This window comes from Roseobacter sp. HKCCD5988 (assembly GCF_037830355.1).
Lineage (GTDB): Bacteria > Pseudomonadota > Alphaproteobacteria > Rhodobacterales > Rhodobacteraceae > M30B80.
This window is the reverse complement of record NZ_JBBLYJ010000001.1, coordinates 1,340,048-1,356,764: the sequence shown is the minus strand read 5'-3', so window position 1 is coordinate 1,356,764 and position 16,717 is coordinate 1,340,048. Positions and strand designations below refer to the sequence as shown.

At 56.5% G+C, this 16,717-nt stretch carries 19 protein-coding genes, 1 tRNA gene and 1 pseudogene; 10 read left to right on the top strand and 11 right to left on the bottom strand.

The features are described 5' to 3' along the window. Positions 1-9 precede the first annotated feature (9 nt). The 3 genes and pseudogenes from AAC636_RS06755 to pdxH all read right to left on the bottom strand — a co-directional run bounded on the left by AAC636_RS06755 (position 10) and on the right by pdxH (position 1,831). Positions 10-498, bottom strand: a complete 489-nt coding sequence (locus AAC636_RS06755) for a DUF192 domain-containing protein (RefSeq protein WP_340301106.1) — start codon at positions 496-498, stop codon at positions 10-12. Continuing rightward, positions 473-978: pseudogene (locus AAC636_RS12495) on the bottom strand (cold-shock protein). Before AAC636_RS12495 ends, AAC636_RS06755 begins: the two are co-directional and overlap by 26 nt. A gap of 241 nt (positions 979-1,219) precedes the next feature. Then, the gene (gene pdxH / locus AAC636_RS06740) at positions 1,220-1,831 is read right to left on the bottom strand and encodes a pyridoxamine 5'-phosphate oxidase (RefSeq protein WP_340300866.1); all 612 of its coding nucleotides are present in this window, start codon (positions 1,829-1,831) and stop codon (positions 1,220-1,222) included. Positions 1,832-1,984: 153 nt separating this feature from the next. On the opposite strand from pdxH, the gene fabI reads away from it, so the two are divergent. From fabI to gpt, 3 genes are read left to right on the top strand one after another with little or no spacing between them, the layout of a single operon-like run. Beyond that, entirely contained in the window at positions 1,985-2,800 is an 816-nt protein-coding gene (fabI, locus tag AAC636_RS06735; RefSeq protein ID WP_317654552.1) for an enoyl-ACP reductase FabI, read from the top strand. Positions 2,801-2,807: 7 nt separating this feature from the next. Beyond that, on the top strand, positions 2,808-3,428 hold the full coding sequence (locus tag AAC636_RS06730; protein WP_340300865.1) for a LysE family translocator: 621 nt from the start codon (positions 2,808-2,810) through the stop codon (positions 3,426-3,428). Positions 3,429-3,447: 19 nt separating this feature from the next. Then, positions 3,448-3,966 (top strand): xanthine phosphoribosyltransferase, encoded by a 519-nt coding sequence (gene gpt, locus AAC636_RS06725; protein WP_340300864.1) that lies wholly within the window; start codon positions 3,448-3,450, stop codon positions 3,964-3,966. On the opposite strand, the gene aroB is transcribed toward gpt, so the two are convergent. Continuing rightward, positions 3,963-5,078, bottom strand: coding sequence for a 3-dehydroquinate synthase (aroB, locus tag AAC636_RS06720; protein ID WP_340300863.1), 1,116 nt, complete (start codon positions 5,076-5,078; stop codon positions 3,963-3,965). The two genes, gpt and aroB, sit on opposite strands and share 4 nt — an antisense overlap. After that, a complete protein-coding gene (locus AAC636_RS06715; protein ID WP_445322543.1) occupies positions 5,075-5,656 on the bottom strand; it encodes a shikimate kinase in 582 nt (193 codons plus the stop codon). Before AAC636_RS06715 ends, aroB begins: the two co-directional genes overlap by 4 nt. A 168-nt stretch (positions 5,657-5,824) precedes the next feature. Between AAC636_RS06715 and AAC636_RS06710 the strand changes: the two genes are divergently transcribed. Genes AAC636_RS06710 through AAC636_RS06690 form a run of 5 tightly spaced genes read left to right on the top strand, consistent with a single transcriptional unit; the run spans position 5,825 to position 10,390 of the window. Next, entirely contained in the window at positions 5,825-5,959 is a 135-nt protein-coding gene (locus AAC636_RS06710) for a hypothetical protein (protein WP_317654546.1), read from the top strand. 6 nt (positions 5,960-5,965) lie between these two features. Then, the gene (locus AAC636_RS06705) at positions 5,966-7,516 is read left to right on the top strand and encodes a hypothetical protein (protein WP_340300861.1); all 1,551 of its coding nucleotides are present in this window, start codon (positions 5,966-5,968) and stop codon (positions 7,514-7,516) included. Positions 7,517-7,528: 12 nt separating this feature from the next. Beyond that, positions 7,529-8,479 (top strand): tyrosine recombinase, encoded by a 951-nt coding sequence (locus AAC636_RS06700; protein ID WP_340300860.1) that lies wholly within the window; start codon positions 7,529-7,531, stop codon positions 8,477-8,479. Between the two features lie 8 nt (positions 8,480-8,487). Further along, positions 8,488-9,789 carry an HlyC/CorC family transporter gene (locus AAC636_RS06695; RefSeq protein WP_317654541.1) on the top strand — a complete coding sequence of 434 codons (1,302 nt, stop codon included), beginning with the start codon at positions 8,488-8,490 and terminating at the stop codon, positions 9,787-9,789. Positions 9,790-9,817: 28 nt separating this feature from the next. After that, entirely contained in the window at positions 9,818-10,390 is a 573-nt protein-coding gene (locus AAC636_RS06690) for a nucleotidyltransferase family protein (RefSeq protein WP_340301104.1), read from the top strand. Here AAC636_RS06690 and AAC636_RS06685 read toward each other — a convergent pair. Continuing rightward, entirely contained in the window at positions 10,387-11,043 is a 657-nt protein-coding gene (locus tag AAC636_RS06685) for a Hint domain-containing protein (RefSeq protein WP_340300859.1), read from the bottom strand. The genes AAC636_RS06690 and AAC636_RS06685 overlap by 4 nt on opposite strands. A 616-nt stretch (positions 11,044-11,659) precedes the next feature. Here AAC636_RS06685 and AAC636_RS06680 point away from each other — a divergent pair. Further along, positions 11,660-12,346 carry a haloacid dehalogenase type II gene (locus AAC636_RS06680; RefSeq protein WP_340300858.1) on the top strand — a complete coding sequence of 229 codons (687 nt, stop codon included), beginning with the start codon at positions 11,660-11,662 and terminating at the stop codon, positions 12,344-12,346. A 15-nt stretch (positions 12,347-12,361) separates the two neighbouring features. On the opposite strand, the gene AAC636_RS06675 is transcribed toward AAC636_RS06680, so the two are convergent. The 5 genes from AAC636_RS06675 to AAC636_RS06655 form a co-directional block, all read right to left on the bottom strand. After that, positions 12,362-12,446: transfer RNA gene (locus AAC636_RS06675), tRNA-Leu, on the bottom strand. Between the two features lie 37 nt (positions 12,447-12,483). After that, positions 12,484-13,323, bottom strand: a complete 840-nt coding sequence (locus AAC636_RS06670; protein ID WP_340300857.1) for a YdcF family protein — start codon at positions 13,321-13,323, stop codon at positions 12,484-12,486. A gap of 9 nt (positions 13,324-13,332) precedes the next feature. Next, the gene (locus tag AAC636_RS06665) at positions 13,333-13,917 is read right to left on the bottom strand and encodes an HNH endonuclease (RefSeq protein WP_340300856.1); all 585 of its coding nucleotides are present in this window, start codon (positions 13,915-13,917) and stop codon (positions 13,333-13,335) included. A gap of 187 nt (positions 13,918-14,104) precedes the next feature. After that, entirely contained in the window at positions 14,105-14,776 is a 672-nt protein-coding gene (locus tag AAC636_RS06660; RefSeq protein WP_340300855.1) for an alpha/beta hydrolase, read from the bottom strand. Next, positions 14,773-15,399, bottom strand: a complete 627-nt coding sequence (locus AAC636_RS06655) for a DNA-3-methyladenine glycosylase family protein (RefSeq protein WP_340300854.1) — start codon at positions 15,397-15,399, stop codon at positions 14,773-14,775. Before AAC636_RS06655 ends, AAC636_RS06660 begins: the two co-directional genes overlap by 4 nt. 100 nt (positions 15,400-15,499) lie before the next feature. On the opposite strand from AAC636_RS06655, the gene AAC636_RS06650 reads away from it, so the two are divergent. After that, entirely contained in the window at positions 15,500-16,717 is a 1,218-nt protein-coding gene (locus AAC636_RS06650; RefSeq protein WP_340300853.1) for an MFS transporter, read from the top strand.

Sequence of the window (16,717 nt, the reverse complement as noted above, 5' to 3'; positions counted from 1 at the left end):
CATGCACTTCTATTGAACTTCACAGGGCCACAAAGCACCCTGTTGTGGCATTTGCGGGTGGCGGATCACCGCACCGATCTGCAAATTCAGCATTTCTGACATGCCACCATTGATTTCCAGCACTGCGAGAATCTCATCACCGCCACGGATGGGCGTGCGATCAAGGGGAATCGCGTTTTCATGGATGTGAACCACCTGCCCGCGCGAATCGATGAACAGCATATCGAGAGGGATCAGGGTGTTTTCCATCCAAAAGCTAGCGGGCTGCGGACGCTCGTAGATGAACAACATCCCCGCCATACGCGGCAGTGCGGGGCGATTCATCAAACCGACTGCGCGCTCTTGCGGGTCGTCTGCGATTTCCACTGTAAAGCGTGCCGTCCCGAAATCACCTTTGATCTCGACCCGTTCGGGGCGACAGGCCGCCTGCGCAGATATCGCACTGAAAGCCAACCCAAGGGCCGCCGCCGTGCTAATCCAAATTCTCGTGCTGCACATAATCCCACGCGCGCACCTCTGCGGCCATTTTACCACGCGGGCCATCGACAATGCGAACGGCATGCGCCTCGCCCGGCTGCAAATCGGCAAAGCCAAAGCGGCGCAAAATCTCGACATGGATAAATATGTCATCGGCAATGCCAAATTCATTCGCAAAGCCAAACCCCTTTGCCTTGTAAACCATTTCACCCGCGCCGCAACGAAAGGTGCATCTGTCTGCGGTATATCAATACGCAGGTGAAAATCCACCTCTTGGTCGCTTGGCGGTGTTAATGACAACACCTCCTGCGCTTGCGCACCGCGGTCTGTGTAATTCACGACCACCGCGACATATGCATTTTCAGCAATCGAGCTTTGGCCAAAATTTCTCAATACATTCGCGTGCAATAAAATGTCTGGGCCACCGTCATCGGCAAGGATAAATCCATACCCTTTGGTGGCATCAAACCATTTCACTTTGCCACGAACCGCCACCCCCATGTAGCGATCGACTTCCGTCATTGTGGTGCATCCTATGTCTTCGGGCCTAAGCCCATCCGTCCCTGCCTAAGGGTTTGGCCCGAAGCGAATATATCCGCAAGAAGAAATTAAAATTTATGTCGAAAAAATATAATTATTGGCGATTTATGCAAAATCACCCCCTAAAAATAATCAAATTAAGCATTTTCTGATGGCGCAGTTGATGCGTTTCTCAGCAAGAAACGTCCCGCCCTCGCGCAATTTAAGGGTTTAACCGCTGCACTGTCCAATTCGATGCATCTGCCCCGAGATCACGCGTCCACCGAAACCGATCATGCAGACGAAATGCACCATCGGCCCAAAATTCAATTTCAACAGGTCTGATGCGAAATCCGCCCCAAAATGGGGGACGCGGTGGGTTTGGGCCTTTCTCAACGGTGATTTTAGCAACATCCGCCATCAATGAGGCGCGACTGTCCAAGGGCTGTGATTGACGCGAGGCCCATGCCCCAAGCCTACTTTTCAGAGAGCGTGAGGCGAAATAATCATCCGCCTGCGCCCCATCCTCACGGGTCACCATACCCCGCACCCGAATCTGACGGCGCAAGGATTTCCAATGCAGCACAAAGGCCGCCTTGCCGCTCGCGCTGATCTCTTGGCCCTTTTTACTGTCGTAATTGGTGAAAAAAACGAAAGCGTCATCTTCAATTTGACGCAGCAAAACCATGCGCACATTGGGCAGGCCATGCGCGTCAACCGTGGCCAAGGCAATCGCATCAGGGTCGTTGAGTTCGCTTTCTTCAGCCTCCTTCATCCATGCGCGCGCAATGGCGAATGGATCATCCCCTGCAAAAATTCCTGTGCGATCGGTCATGCTATGCCTCTTTTATTATTGCGGCATTTCTGCCGCGCCTCAACCTAGAGCGCATACGCCCCCCCTTCAAGGCTGACGGGACATCTTGAAGCTGTGACCCCAAAGGTCTAAACCCTTCCTTACCCAACAATAGCGACAAGGATTGAGGGCGGCATGGGGATTATGACTGGCAAGCGCGGGCTGATTATGGGCCTTGCAAATGACAAATCCATCGCGTGGGGGATTGCAAAAGCCCTTGCAGAGCATGGCGCCGAATTGGCGTTTTCATATCAAGGCGAACAACTGCTCAAGCGGGTGCAACCTTTGGCGGCGGAACTGGGTTCCGATGTGGTTCTACCTTGCGATGTGACGGATAATGACAGCCTAGACGCGGTTTTTGAGTCTCTCAAAGACAAATGGGGCAGTCTCGATTTCATCGTTCACGCCATTGGATTTTCCGACAAAAACGAATTGCGTGGCCGCTATGTGGACACAAGTGCCGCGAATTTCGAAATGACGATGAATATTTCGGTCTATTCTTTCACCGCTGTGATGCAGCGCGCCGAAAAGCTAATGACCAATGGCGGCTCGGCGCTGACGCTGACCTATTATGGTGCGGAACAGGTGATGCCGCATTACAACGTCATGGGGGTCGCGAAAGCCGCGCTTGAAGCGTCCGTGATGTATCTGGCCGAAGATCTGGGCAAACAGAATATCCGCGTGAATGCTATTTCCGCGGGGCCGATCAAAACCTTGGCCGCCTCGGGCATTGGCGATTTCCGCTATATCCTCAAATGGAACGAGCTGAATTCGCCGCTGCGCCGCAATGTCTCCATCGAGGATGTGGGCAAATCCGCGCTTTATCTGTTGTCTGATCTCGCCTCTGGTGTGACGGGCGAGAATTTGCACGTTGATGCAGGATATCACGTAGTGGGCATGAAAGCGGTGGATGCACCTGATATTGATGTGGTGACGGGACGCAAGGACTAGGGGCGCAATGACAGTCGCGGCCTTTTTCGCGATTTATTTCGTGCATCTGGCCGCCGCCATGAGCCCCGGCCCCACAACACTTTTGGCGGCCCGCAGCGCGGCGCGCGATGGGTTTGATCGCGCAATTTTCCTCGCCATTGGTTTTGGCGTTGGAGCCTGCTTGTGGGCCATAGCCGCCATTTTTGGCCTTGCGATTCTGTTCGAACACGCCCCTGCCGTGCTTTTGGGGTTAAAACTGGTTGGGGCGGGATATCTCTTTTACTTGACTCTCAGGGTATGGCGCAGCGCCGCCCTGCCCTTTGAGGCCACGCCAATCCCCGCGGATGAGGCCCCAAAATCGGCGGCGAAATTGATCTGGCTTGGCATTGCGACACAGCTTGCCAATCCCAAGCCCGCCGTGTTTTTCGGCACGATCTTCCTCACCTTCCTGCCCGCCAATCCAGATCACTGGGTCTATGCGGTGGTGTTGGGCATGATCTTTGTAAATGACGCAGGCTGGAACCTGATTGTGGCGCGTATTTTTTCGCTATCGGGGCCACGGCGTGCCTATTTGGGTTTCAAACCCGTGATTGAGCGTATATTTGGCGGGCTTCTGGCACTTATGGGTGCCAAGCTTGCCCTTGGTTGATCAAAGGAGAAACAGTGCCATGGATCGTTTGCCACATGAGAAAGGCTTTCATGTCTCGTGGGATCAATTGCACCGCGATGCGCGCGCGCTTGCTTGGCGCTTGGACAAACGCGGGCCTGGGCCTGATGGGTCATGGCGGGCGGTGGTTGCCATCACACGCGGCGGCATGGCACCTGCAATGATTGTGGCGCGCGAATTGGATATTCGCACAGTGGACACGATTAGCGTCAAATCCTACCATTCAGGCGGCGGCAAGGCCGATCAGCGCCGCGAGGCAGAGGTGCTCAAAAGCCCAGATGTCGACATGATGGGGGATGGTGAGGGCGTCCTGATCGTGGATGATTTGGTCGATACAGGAAAAACCATTGACCTGGTGCGCAAACTTTACCCCAAGGCGCATTTTGCTACGACCTATGCCAAACCCAAGGGCGAGCCGATGGTCGACACATTCATCACCGGGGTGAGCCAAGATACATGGATTTTCTTTCCATGGGATATGGCCCTGCAATATGTCGAGCCTTATCGCGGCAAGGATTAATTGCGCGCGCCAAGCGACTCATTTAAAAGTGTTTTAACGGCATCAGGCGGCACATCTGAGGTCACAAAGGATGTGCCAATGCCGCGCATCAAGATAAAGCGCAGCTGCCCTTCAAGCACCTTTTTATCTTGCGCCATCAGCGCAAGCAGCGCGTCTGCATCGGGCAAATCGCCCTCAATATCCCCCAAATCGCGCTTCATGCCCATCTCGGCCAGATGCGCGCGGATGCGGGATGGCTCCTCCTGCGGGCACAACCCCAAGCGCGCCGATAATTCAGCCGCCAAAGCGCACCCAATCGCCACCCCCTCGCCATGCAACAGGCGATCAGAATATCCCGTGGCTGCCTCAAGCGCATGGCAGAAGGTATGGCCCAAATTGAGAAGTGCGCGATCCCCCTTCTCTGTCTCATCGCGGGCCACGATATCGGCCTTCATCTGAACTGACCAACGCACCGCCTCTTCGCGCAAGGCCAAATCCCCTGCGGCCATGGCGGGGGCGTTTTCCTCAAGCCAGTCGAAAAACGCTGCATCGCCAAGCAAGCCGTATTTCACCACTTCGCCATAACCCGCCAAAAAGTCACGCGGGGCCAAAGTGGACAAAAGATCAATATCTGCCAAAACAAGGCTAGGTTGATGAAAGGCACCAACGAGGTTTTTGCCATGTCGCGTGTTGATGCCCGTTTTGCCGCCAACCGAACTGTCGACCTGCGCCAGAAGCGAGCTTGGCATCTGCACGAAGCGCACTCCACGGCGCAGGATCGCAGCGGCAAAACCAACGAGATCCCCGATCACACCGCCGCCAAGCGCGATCACGATATCGCCCCGCTCAACCTTTTCATCGAGCAGCCACTCAACGGTCTGCGTCAGATATTGCCATGATTTTGTGCCCTCGCCCGCAGGCAAAGTCAGCGCGCGTGCGGCAATCCCGCCTGCGCTCAAGGCCGCCTCAAAATGGGCCAAATGCAAGGGTGCCACCCGATCTTCGGTTACGATCCAAACTTTTGGACGCCGCAACAAAGGCGCAAGATGGGTTGCCGCCTGCGCAATCAGACCAGAGCCAATCACCACATCATAGCTGCGACTGCCCAGATTTACCCGCACCGTGGATGTCATGTTGCGACCTCCGACAAGACATTATGAGCGTGAAGCAAACGCAGCAAATGATCGGTCGTATCCTCAATCGACCAGTCATGCGCGATTTCAAGGCGCAATTTAGCCTGCTCATAGGCAGAGCGGCGCGCCACCATCAAAGCCTCAAGCTTGCCGCGCGGATCAGGCCCATGGAGCAGCGGCCGCGTGGTTTTGTGGCGCACCCGCGACCACAAAAGCTCAATATCGGCATCCAACCACAAGACCGCCGCTTGCGCCGAAATCAAATCGCGGTTTTCAGGCGAAAGCCACGCCCCCCCGCCAGTAGACAGAACTGCAGGCGCACCAGTCAGTAGCCGTGCGATGACTTTGCTTTCGCGGTCACGGAAAAACGGCTCGCCGAAGCGTTCGAAAATTTCGGCGATGCTCATCTGTGCGCTTTCGACAATTTCGGTATCAGAATCGCGCAACTCGACCCCAAGCCGTGCCGACAAGGCTCGCCCGACAGCGGTTTTGCCCGAGCCTGGCATCCCGACCAAAACCACGGTTTTGTGCAAATTATAGGCGGTTTCAGCCCGTGTTTGCCCGTTCACCCTGTGCATCCTTTATGCATTTGCGAAGATTTCGCAAAATTCCCCCAAGAAATTCTGCGCGAACTCCCCTATATTGGCGCAAGATCGTCTATTATTCCACGCAATACGCGTTGGGGGACAGACACGCAAGCAAGCAACCGCGCGAGAATAAGCGCAGAAGGCAGAGGCACGCGAAATATGGTTAAGCTGTTCATGGGATTGGTGATTTTAATCCTGCTCACTGCTGTTGGCCTGTTGGGATATGGCTATTCGGGCCTGATGCAGCCCGAGACAGTAGAATTGCGCGACACAATCTCGATCCCGCTTGAGTAACAGATCATGCGCAGGCTGAGGGGCGGAACATTTTGGGGGCTTGTGGCAGGTCTGATTTGGCTTTTGCCTGCGCTGCCACTGGCGGCACAAATGCCGCAAATGTCGCCGCAGGATATTGCGCCCAGTTGGCTTTCTAACACGATTGCGCCGCGCAGCCCCGATGTTGCCGCAGAAATCGTCACAGAAGATATCCGCGTGATGCCGATAGGGCCGATCACGCGCAACGCCGTGGGGCTTTTGCCTGCGCGGGTTACAGGCTTTCCCAGTGGGCTTTGGGGCCAATCTGACAGTGCCGAGCTTGCAGGCCTGTTTCGCCGCTTGCCGATGACAGGGCCGCCCGCCATTTTGGATTTAACCGAACGTTTGGCCCTGTCCGAGCTTGATCCCCCTCTTGGGAGCAATGATGCGGCGGCAGATGACCTGTTTTTGGCGCGGATTGATATGCTCTTGGCGCGCGGCGCGCTTGAGCCTGCCCGCGCATTGATCGAACGCGCAGGCGTAGAAGACGGCGAGGTATTTCGGCGCTGGTTCGATGTCTCGCTTCTTTTGGGGCAGGCAGATCGTGCCTGTGCCGCGATGCGCGCAAGCCCTGACATCGCACCAACATATCCCGCACGTATTTTTTGCTTGGCCCGTTCAGGCGATTGGTCAGCGGCGGCGCTCTCAATGGGCACAGGCGTTGCCTTGGGGTTCATCACCGAAGATGAGGCGGATTTGATCGCGCGCTTCCTTGATCCCGAGCTATTCGAGGGTGAGCCGCCCTTACCCCTAGACCCCGACATAACACCGCTGCGCTATGTGATGCGCGCGGCCATTGCAGAACGCCCCTCCTCGCTTGGGCTGCCTTTGGCCTTTGCCCATGCCGACCTCGCCCCGCAGGCGGGGTGGCGCGCACAGCTTGATGCCGCAGAACGCCTGTTGCGCGCAGGCGCGATTGAGCCAAGCCAATGGTTGGCCATTGCCACCTCGCGCCGCCCCTCCGCCTCGGGCGGGATATGGGAGCGCGTTGCAGCCCTTCAGGAATTTGATGCAAGCCTCCTTGCGGGTGATGTGGCGGCCATTGCCCGCAGCCTTGCGCGCGTGGTGGATACGCTTGGCCCCACGGGTCTTTTGCCCGCTTTCGCACAGCTTTACGCCGACCCGCTTGGCCGCCAACCTTTGGTGGGAGAGGCGGCGATCCTCGCCCGCAAAATCGAGCTCCTCTCCCGCAATTACGAAAGCCTTGCCCTGCGTGCGGTGCCACAATCAGCAGATGAGGCGGTGGCCTTTGCCTTGGCGCGCGGGCAGATGCCCAGTTTGCCCGCAACGGCAAGCCCACGGGTTATGGCCCTTGCGGCGGGATTTGACGAAATTGCGCTGCCTGACCGCTATGCGCCCCTGATTACAGGCAATCGCGCGGGAGAGGCGCTTTTGCTCGCAGCCCTCACCCTATCAGGGGATGGTGCAGATTCAGACGATCTCTCAGATGCATTGCGGGTCTTGCGCTATTTGGGTCTAGAAGACAGCGCGCGGCGCGCGGCACTTCAGCTATATCTTCTGCCCGATAGAAACGGATAAGAGCGCCCGATCATGACAGATCAAAGATTGATCACCCAATTCCTTGAGGCGCAAGCAGCCGAGTTGAACGCAGCGCAAAACACGCTCTTGGCTTACGCCCGTGATTTGGACGATGCGCGGGCATTTTTCACCGATCACGGCGCAGATTTCCTCAGCGTCACGCGAGATGGGATCGAAACCTATCTTGCCGATCTAGAGGTTCGGGGGCTGTCACGCGCCACGCGCGCGCGGCGCTTATCTGCGCTGAAACAAATGTGTCGATTTCTGTTTGAGGAAGGCCTGAGCAACGATAACCCAAGCCTCAAAATCAAGGGTCCCACGCGCGAGAAATCTTTGCCAAAGACCCTCAGCCATGAGGCCGTGGATCGGCTTTTGGCACAGGCTGAAATCCATGGGCGCAGTGCCGATGATCGGTTGCGCAACCATTGCATGATGCAAATTTTATACGCGACAGGGATGCGCGTAAGCGAGCTTGTCACCCTGCCCGTGGCCGCCGTGCGGGGTGACCCCAAGCTGATCTTGATAAAGGGCAAAGGCGGTAAGGAACGGATGCTGCCACTGACGCAATCCGCGCGTTTGGCGTTGCAATCTTGGCTTGCCCGCCGCGATGCATTGGAAGATCTCACAACACGCGAGGGGGGGGCAAAACCCTCGCGCTACCTGTTTCCAAGCCGCAGCAAAGAAGGCCACATGACGCGGGTACGGTTTTACAAGCTGATCAAGGAAATTGCCCGTGATGCAGGTGTGCCACCGCAATCGGTCACCCCGCATCGTATGCGCCATGCCTTTGCCACCCATCTATTGGCCGGTGGCGCAGATTTACGCAGCATTCAGGCCCTTTTGGGTCACGCGGATATCGCAACGACCGAAATCTATACCCATATCTTAGATGAGCGGTTAAAAGCCCTCGTGCTCGAACATCACCCTTTGGCGGATCAGACATCTGCCCCGACTGAAAATTGATAGGCCCCATGACTGAAACGATTTCGTTTGATTCTGCCCTTTGGATAAGCGCCGCCTCGATTATGGGGCTTTTGGTGCTGTCTGCGTTTTTCTCAGGTTCTGAAACGGCATTGACCGCAGCCTCGCGCGGGAAATTGCGCGCACAGGCGGATCGGGGCTCAAAGGGGGCTGAGCGCGCCTTGCGCATGACCGAAGACAGCGAGCGGCTGATCGGATCGGTTCTATTGGGCAATAATGTGGTCAATATCTTGGCTGCTTCTTTGGCGACCGCCCTGTTCACGCGCCTGTTTGGGGAATCGGGCGTGGCGCTTGCCACGCTTGTCATGACCCTGTTGGTTTTGATCTTTGCCGAAGTGCTGCCCAAAACCTATGCCATCACCAATGCCGAAAAGACCGCCGCCCGCGTCTCCCCCGTGATTGCGGTGGTGATTTTCCTGTTTTCGCCGATTGTGGGCGCGGTGCGGATTTTGGTGCGCGGGGTCTTGCGCCTCTTTGGCGTGCAAACCGACCCTGACAGTAAAATCCTATCCGCGCGCGAGGAAATCGCAGGGGCGATCACGCTGGGCCATTCCGAAGGGGCGGTGGAAAAAGAACATCGCGACCGCTTGCTTGGCGCGCTGGATTTGCACGAGCGGATGGTTGAGGAAATCATGTTGCATCGCTCAAAGATCGAAATGATCAATGCTGATGCCACGCCTGAGGAAATCTTGAGCCAAGCCTTGCAATCCCCCCATACCCGCCTGCCCGTCTATCGCGGCGAGACGGAAAATATCATTGGCGTGATCCATGCAAAGGATTTGCTGCGCGCCATGGATGGGCTGACACGCGGTGAAAACGCGAAGGGGATCGAAAATTTCCGTATCACCGATGTCGCCATGAAACCCTATTTCGTGCCTGACACCACCACATTGGACGAACAGATGCGCCAATTCCTGCGCCGCAAAACGCATTTCGCGTTGGTGGTGGACGAATACGGCGCTTTGCGCGGCTTGATCACGCTTGAAGATATCCTTGAGGAGATTGTGGGTGAAATCACCGATGAATTTGACGTGGATGAAGCGCCGCAATTGAAACCTGGCCCCGATGGGCATTTCTTGATTGATGGGGCGATGACCATTCGTGATTTCAACCGTGCCACAGATTGGAGCCTTCCAGATGAAGAGGCCAACACTGTGGCAGGGTTGGTGATCCACGAAGCGCAAACAATTCCTGTCATCGGTCAGGCATTTTCCTTTCATGGCTTCCGCTTTGAGGTGGTGGCCCGTGAGAACAACCGTCTCACCCAGATCAAAATTCGCAAACTTGGCTGATCCGATCCCTCATAAAGCGCCCGCAATCGTGGTTCTCGCAGCAGGCAGGTCAAGCCGCATGCGGGGCCGCGACAAGTTGTTGGAAGATGTCGATGGCCAAGCCTTGCTGCGCCTCATGGTGGCGCGGGCACGCAAGGCGGGTGCATCTGTGGTGCGTGTGGTTCTGGCTGAGGGTCAAACAGACCGCGCCGCAGAAATTCAACATTTCACGGATATCGAGATCATCAACCTGCCCGCAGGGCGCGACATGAGTGACAGTTTGAAAGCAGGGATTGCGGGGCTTGACTGCGCGGTCATGATCCTGTTGGCAGATCTGCCCGATCTGACCGCACATGACCTGTATCTGATGCTCACCTTCGCACAAATGCATCCAGATGCCATTTTGCGCGCGGCTGACAATAAAGGCCGCGTAGGACATCCAATTGTCTTTCCCCGCGATCTTCTGCCCGAACTTGCCCAAGTGACAGGGGATCAGGGCGCGCGCGCGGTGCTAGAGCAACATGGGGCGCGCATTGTGCATATCCCCCTGCCCGAAACCCGCGCGACAACAGACCTCGATACGCCCGAAGATTGGGCGGCGTGGCGCAAATCGCGGGCTTAGATAATATTGCGCATCATACGATCCGTCCGAATATCGGACGCATAATCAACAATCGGGCGGGCGGCGCTTGCCTGCGCGCTTTGGCCTTCTTCTGTCTCTGACTCTGGGAGGAGAGACAAGATCTCACGCCGCTGCGCCGCATCCATGCCCCGCAATGTTTTGGTTTCTGCGTGAAAGCTTTCTGTCCAAATGCTGTCAGATATCACGATTTGATGATGCTCGAACATGATATGGATGTAATTCACCCGCACCGTATCGACCGCCATCACCTCGCGGTGGTCAATCAGATCGCGCGCGGCAATCAGGCTTTCGCCCGCCAATGCGGCGGGATGTTCAGGCATCAACAAAATGCGGTGACTGGGCGAAACCAACATATCACGCACGGGTAGTCCATGTCCCAAACAGCCCGCACGCAAAAGGACGGGGCGTAAGCTTGCGGCGCGCTGCATATCTGCACGCCCCAAAACACGGCCACCAATCCAAGCAATTTCTTGCGCACCATTGTCATGGGTGACGATTTTATCCCCCTGCTGCAATGTCTCCACCGCGCGTTCGCCACGCGACGTGGCAATCATCGTGCCCGGCGTGAAGCAGGGCGTTACGGCAGTATGCGCGTCTTGTGCATGAAAATAGGATTGGGGCTGTGCTGTCATTTTTTACTCCAAAATTCATTACTAACTCGATGGCACGGCTTAGACTCAGCCGAGGCGCCAAATTTTGACGGCCACATGCCTGTTCTCTGCCTCAATTGCTACGATCCTAGGGCGCTCTTGCGGCGCTTTCATGACCATCTGAAAACCATGCCCCCGATTCCGTATGGCCGATACATGTATATATTACTAATACAAAATATTAACACATTTTTTCCACCTCTTCGTCGCACCTAGGACGGTCTGGCTGCAAAACCAAGACGCCCGCCTGCAACGGGCGCGAAAGCGTGAAGATGCAGCAAAGGATAACCAGACCCATACTTTCGACAACTGGTGTCAATAGCGGTAAAACCCTAAATATAAAGGCACCCCTAATACCCCGCTGCTCTCAATGTGGCTTCCCCGAGGCGACATTGAGAGCAGCCCCCAAATCCCAAGTGTTGCCACTATATTCAGCCCCGCATTCCCCCAACGTGGCTGAAGAGAAACAGAATGTTTCTCACTTGGGCCAAGTTTGATGGGGCCCCTCACACGCAAAACATCGAAGGCTGACTTGGTTTTGCCATCGCGCAGATCACGCGCTAGGCTGATTGCGCCCCTTCCCGCTTTGTGAGGCCCCATGCACACCACTGACCGCCCGACCCTCGTCTTTGACGTCAATGAAACATTGCTTGACCTGACCACGCTTGAACCTGTGTTTGCCCGCGCCTTTGGCGATACGGCCATGATGCGGGTCTGGTTTTCTGAATTGATCCTTTATTCCCAAACCCTGACGTTCGCAGGACACTACCGCCCGTTTGGTGAACTGGGCATGGCGGTCTTTACAATGCTGGCCACAGTAAAAGGCATCGCTATTCACAAGGGTGATACAGCGGCGCTTGGCCATGCCCTGACCCATATGCCGCCCCATGGGGATGTTGAGGCAGGATTAATGCGCTTGCGTGCGGCAGGGTTTCGATTGGTCACACTGACCAACTCGCCCCTTGGTGCAGAATCGGCCCTGTTTCGCGCAGGGCTAGACCGCTTTTTTGACGGAAATTTCAGCGTGGCCGAGGTTGCAGCCTTCAAACCCGCCCCCGCCGTTTACGAACATCTTGCCACATCGCTGAACCTTGCCCCTGCTCAGTTGTGTATGATTGCCTGCCATATCTGGGATACGATCGGCGCACAGGCCTGCGGCTATCGCGGCGCGTTTTTGCATCGCACAGGCAATGCGCCCTTGCCGATGGCGGAAATACCGCAACCCGACGTCATAGCGCGCGATATGACCGATCTGACAGATCAGATCATTGCGCGTTGGCGATAAGGAAAAAACAGAGCTTGGTACCCGAGGCCGGACTCGAACCGGCAAGCCGTTAGGCGGTGGATTTTGAATCCACTGCGTCTACCAATTCCGCCACTCGGGCCCTGTGCAAAGCGTACTATACCGCGCGCGGGGGCGCGTCAACGGGTCAACACGCAGCCAAGTGCGAAAGTTTGATCTTCGCTTACCGCGCGCCCTGTAAAGCGATAGACTAAAGCCCCGACCCGCTCATGCAATGCGCGCCGCATAACCGCGACCTTATCGCGATATTCCCCAGAAAACCACTGATCCGCCATCGGACTATGATCCACGGGATAAGGGATCAAACTGCGCCACCCCGCCGCACAAAAGCTAGAGATCGCGCGCGGCATATGCATCGCCGATGTCACGATGATCCAATTCTGATTGGCCAAATCGGGGGTGATCTCATGGGCAATCGCGGCGGCATTCACCGCTGACTCGGCTGAATTCCGACTTTGCGATTCGAGAGTGAGGCGCTCAGCTGCAATCCCCGCCTCACGAATGGCCCTTGCGCTGACTTCAGCCTCACTCAAAGAATGGCCTTTAAGATCAAGCCGCCCCTGCCCACCTGCCACAATCACGGGCACATTCGGCAGGGCATGGGCCAAGGCAATGGTCGCCAAAATACGATCCGCCGCCTCGCCCGTATTAACGAGGCCCGTGCTGGCGGTGCGATCCGGATTCTCGGCCCCCGTCATCAGCAAAACACCGCGCGCCCCTATCAGATCAGGATTGGCCATAAAACGCGCCTCAAGCGGCCCTGCAATCCAACGATCCACAGGCGCGGCCATCACAAACCCCACAAAGCCAAGCGATAAGAGCCAGAACCAAAGCGCAGCACGCCGCCACCGCACAAGCAGCGCCAGCACCCCAAGCGCCCCCAAGATATGTGGCCATAACTCAACATAGAGCGCGAACCGCATCAGTTTAGACGCGAGGTAAAAAAGGTCTTCCCCCATCTCAGCCTTTCACGCTTCGAGTTCTGCATCCCAATACAGGAAATCCAACCAACTTTCATGCAGATAATTGGGTGGAAATTTTCGGCCCAGATTACGCAGCTCCTCCGCCCCCGGTTGACGCGGGGCTTGGCGCAGGCTCATACCCGCCTGACGCAGGCTTTTCGCCCCTTTGCGCAGGTTACACCGACCACAGGCCGCCACAACATTTTCCCAAGATGTAACGCCACCCCGCGCGCGCGGCACAACGTGATCAAAGGTCAAATCCCCGCGCGAGCCGCAATATTGGCAAGAAAATTGATCCCGTAAAAAAAGATTAAAGCGCGTGAAGGCCACGCGCTTTTGAGGTTTCACATAATCTTTGAGAACAACCACAGAGGGGATTTTGATCTTGGTCGTTGGCGAATGAACGAAGGTGTCATACTCAGCCACGATATCCACCCGGTCCAACCACACCGCCTTGACCGCTTCCTGCCACGGCCAAAGGGATAAAGGATAATAAGAAAGGGGGCGGTAATCCGCGTTCAGCACCAAAGCAGGATGTTGCTTTAGCGATGCGGGTTTGCGCGTAAATTCCGTCCTGAAATCGCCATCCATTAGTGACTCCGTCTCCGCTCTGTTTGCCTGCGCCTCAAGCACCAGAGCGGGAGCCCCGCTCCAGCATTGATCCCACTATATATGGGCATTGCAATCTGGCAAGCCCCTTCATCTATGTGGTCACAATCCCAAGGGTAACGAAACTGAACGTCACTTTTGTGACATTGGAGGCACCCACCCCGTGCGTCTAATCTTCCAGCCCGAATTTATCGCGCAAAAAGGCCAGACAAACCTGCAACCCATCAGGCGCAATGCCATGCCCTGTGCCCCGCATGATATGGGCATAAACCTCGCGCCAGCCTGCTTCTTGCAGCGCCTCTGCGGCCTCGGGCAAGGCTTGTGGGGGGACAACATCATCTTGATCGCCATGGATCAGCAATACGGGCGGGCGACACTCCGCCTCCTCTTTCAGGCGTTCTGGCTCCAACAAACGGCCCGAAAACCCAACCACTGCGCGCAGGCTATCTTCCAGGCGCGGCGCGACATGTAAGCTTAACATCGTGCCTTGCGAAAACCCAACCAAGGCTACATCGCGCGGTGTCAGGTTATTCTCTTCCATCACCTGTTCCAAAAACGCGTTGAAATCATCAAAGGCCCGCGCAAGCCCTGCGCAGGCATCCTCCTCGGATGAGGCATCAATCCACGGGATCGGGAACCATTGATACCCCATCGGATTAACCGAACAGGCCTCTGGCGCATTAGGGGCGATAAAAATTGTGTCAGGCAGATGTGGGGCCATCGGATCGGCCAATCCCAAAAGATCAGCCCCATCCGCGCCATAGCCATGGACGAAAATCACCGCGCGGGCGATATAGCCTGACTGCGGCTCGCTGCTTTTGTAATCCAATGCACGCGTCATGCGACCCCCTCACGTTCTTTGACCATGTGGTAGTAGCCCCAGAGCGCCCGCGCGGCAATGGCCCGATGCGGCGACCACGGCGCCGCCATGGTGCGCAAGCGGCGCTCATCTGGCCGCTGCGGCAGATCAAACAAAACGCGCGCCGCCTCTTGCAGGGCCAAATCACCCGCGGCGAAGGCATCGGAATGGCCAAGGGCAAACATCGCGTAAATTTCTGCCGTCCAAGGGCCAATCCCTTTGACAGCGGTCAAGGCGGCCACCACCTCATCGGTGCTTTGGCTGTGCAGCCGCGCGTAATCAATCCGCGCCTCAGCCAAAGCGCGCATATACCCTGCCTTTTGACGGCTGAGGCCAAGCTCGCGCAAATCGGCCTCGGATGCTGCCAAAACCGCATCTGGCTGTAACATTCTCGCCTCGGCAAGGCGCGCGGTGATCGCATTCGCACTGGCCACTGAAACTTGCTGCGAGATAATCGCCTTGGCGAGGGCCACAAACCCCGCCTCTCTTGATCGCAAGGTGACGCGGGCAGGATCAACACGGGCAAAAGCAGGTTCAATCTGGCACAGGGCGGCCAACCCTTCAGACAGCAAATTTTCGTCTTTGAGATGATAAGCCTGATCCATTGTTCAACCTGTCGCAGCAAAATCTTGCATTCCACCCTAGACCTGATGCGCAGAACGGCCTAGCCCTGTGGCCATATGTGCCAAACAATGAATATATCCCATGACCACTGCTCAAATTGATGATCGCGCCGCCAAACGCAATGTTTTCGTTTTGATCCTTGCGCAGGCCTTCCTTGGCGTGCAAATGCCGATGATCTTTGTTGTGGGCGGGCTTGCGGGCCTGATGATCGCACCAAGCCCCGCATTGGCCACAATCCCGATTTCTTTGATCGTCTTTGGCTCGATGACCACTGCACCGTGGTTGTCGGCGCTCATGCAGAAATATGGACGGCGGGTTGGGTTCTTTGTTGGCGCGCTTGGCGGGGCCTTAGGGGCGGGCATTGCCAGTTTGGGCCTCTATCTCGACAATTTCGCGGTCTTCCTAATCGGCTCCTATCTGACGGGCATTTATATGTCGGCGCATGGGTTTTACCGCTTTGCCGCAGCAGATAGCGCCTCGGACGATTTTCGCCCGCGCGCCATTTCCTACGTTATGGCGGGCGGCCTTCTGTCGGCATTGATCGGGCCGCAATTAGTCAAATTCACGTCCGATGCCACTGTTGTGCCCTTTCTGGGCACTTACCTTTCTGTGGTTTTGATCAATCTCATCGGTGTCACCTTGTTCTTCTTCCTCGATGTGCCACCCCCCAAAGCCCCAAGCGCGGATGCGCCGCAGGCCCGCAGCCGCCGCGAATTGCTGCGCGACCCGAAAATCGCCGTTGCGATTATCTGCGGCATGGTTTCCTACGCTTTGATGAATTTGATGATGACATCGACCCCTTTGGCCGTGGTCGGATGCGGATTTCCGACCGGAACCGCCGCAGATATCGTCTCAGCCCATGTGATCGCGATGTATGCCCCCTCGTTTTTCACGGGCCATATCATCGCGCGATTTGGCGCGGTGCGGGTTGTTGCGCTTGGCCTATTCTTACTCGCGCTTGCGGGCGTGGTAGCCTTGATGGGCGTTGAATTGACGAATTTCTTCATCGCGCTTGTTCTTTTGGGCATTGGTTGGAATTTTGGGTTTATCGGCGCAACCGCCATGTTGACCCAAGCCCATCCTGCGCATGAGCGGGGGCGCGTGCAGGGCTTGAATGATTTTCTGGTCTTTGGCTGCGTCACCCTTGCATCGCTGTCATCAGGGGTTTTGATGTCCTTGGGAGGAACCACCCTTGCAGGGTGGAATGCGGTCAATATCGCAATGATCCCGTTTTTGGCCCTCGCAGGCGCTGCCCTAATCTGGCGTGTGCTGCGCCCTGCTGATGAGGCCGCCGCCTGA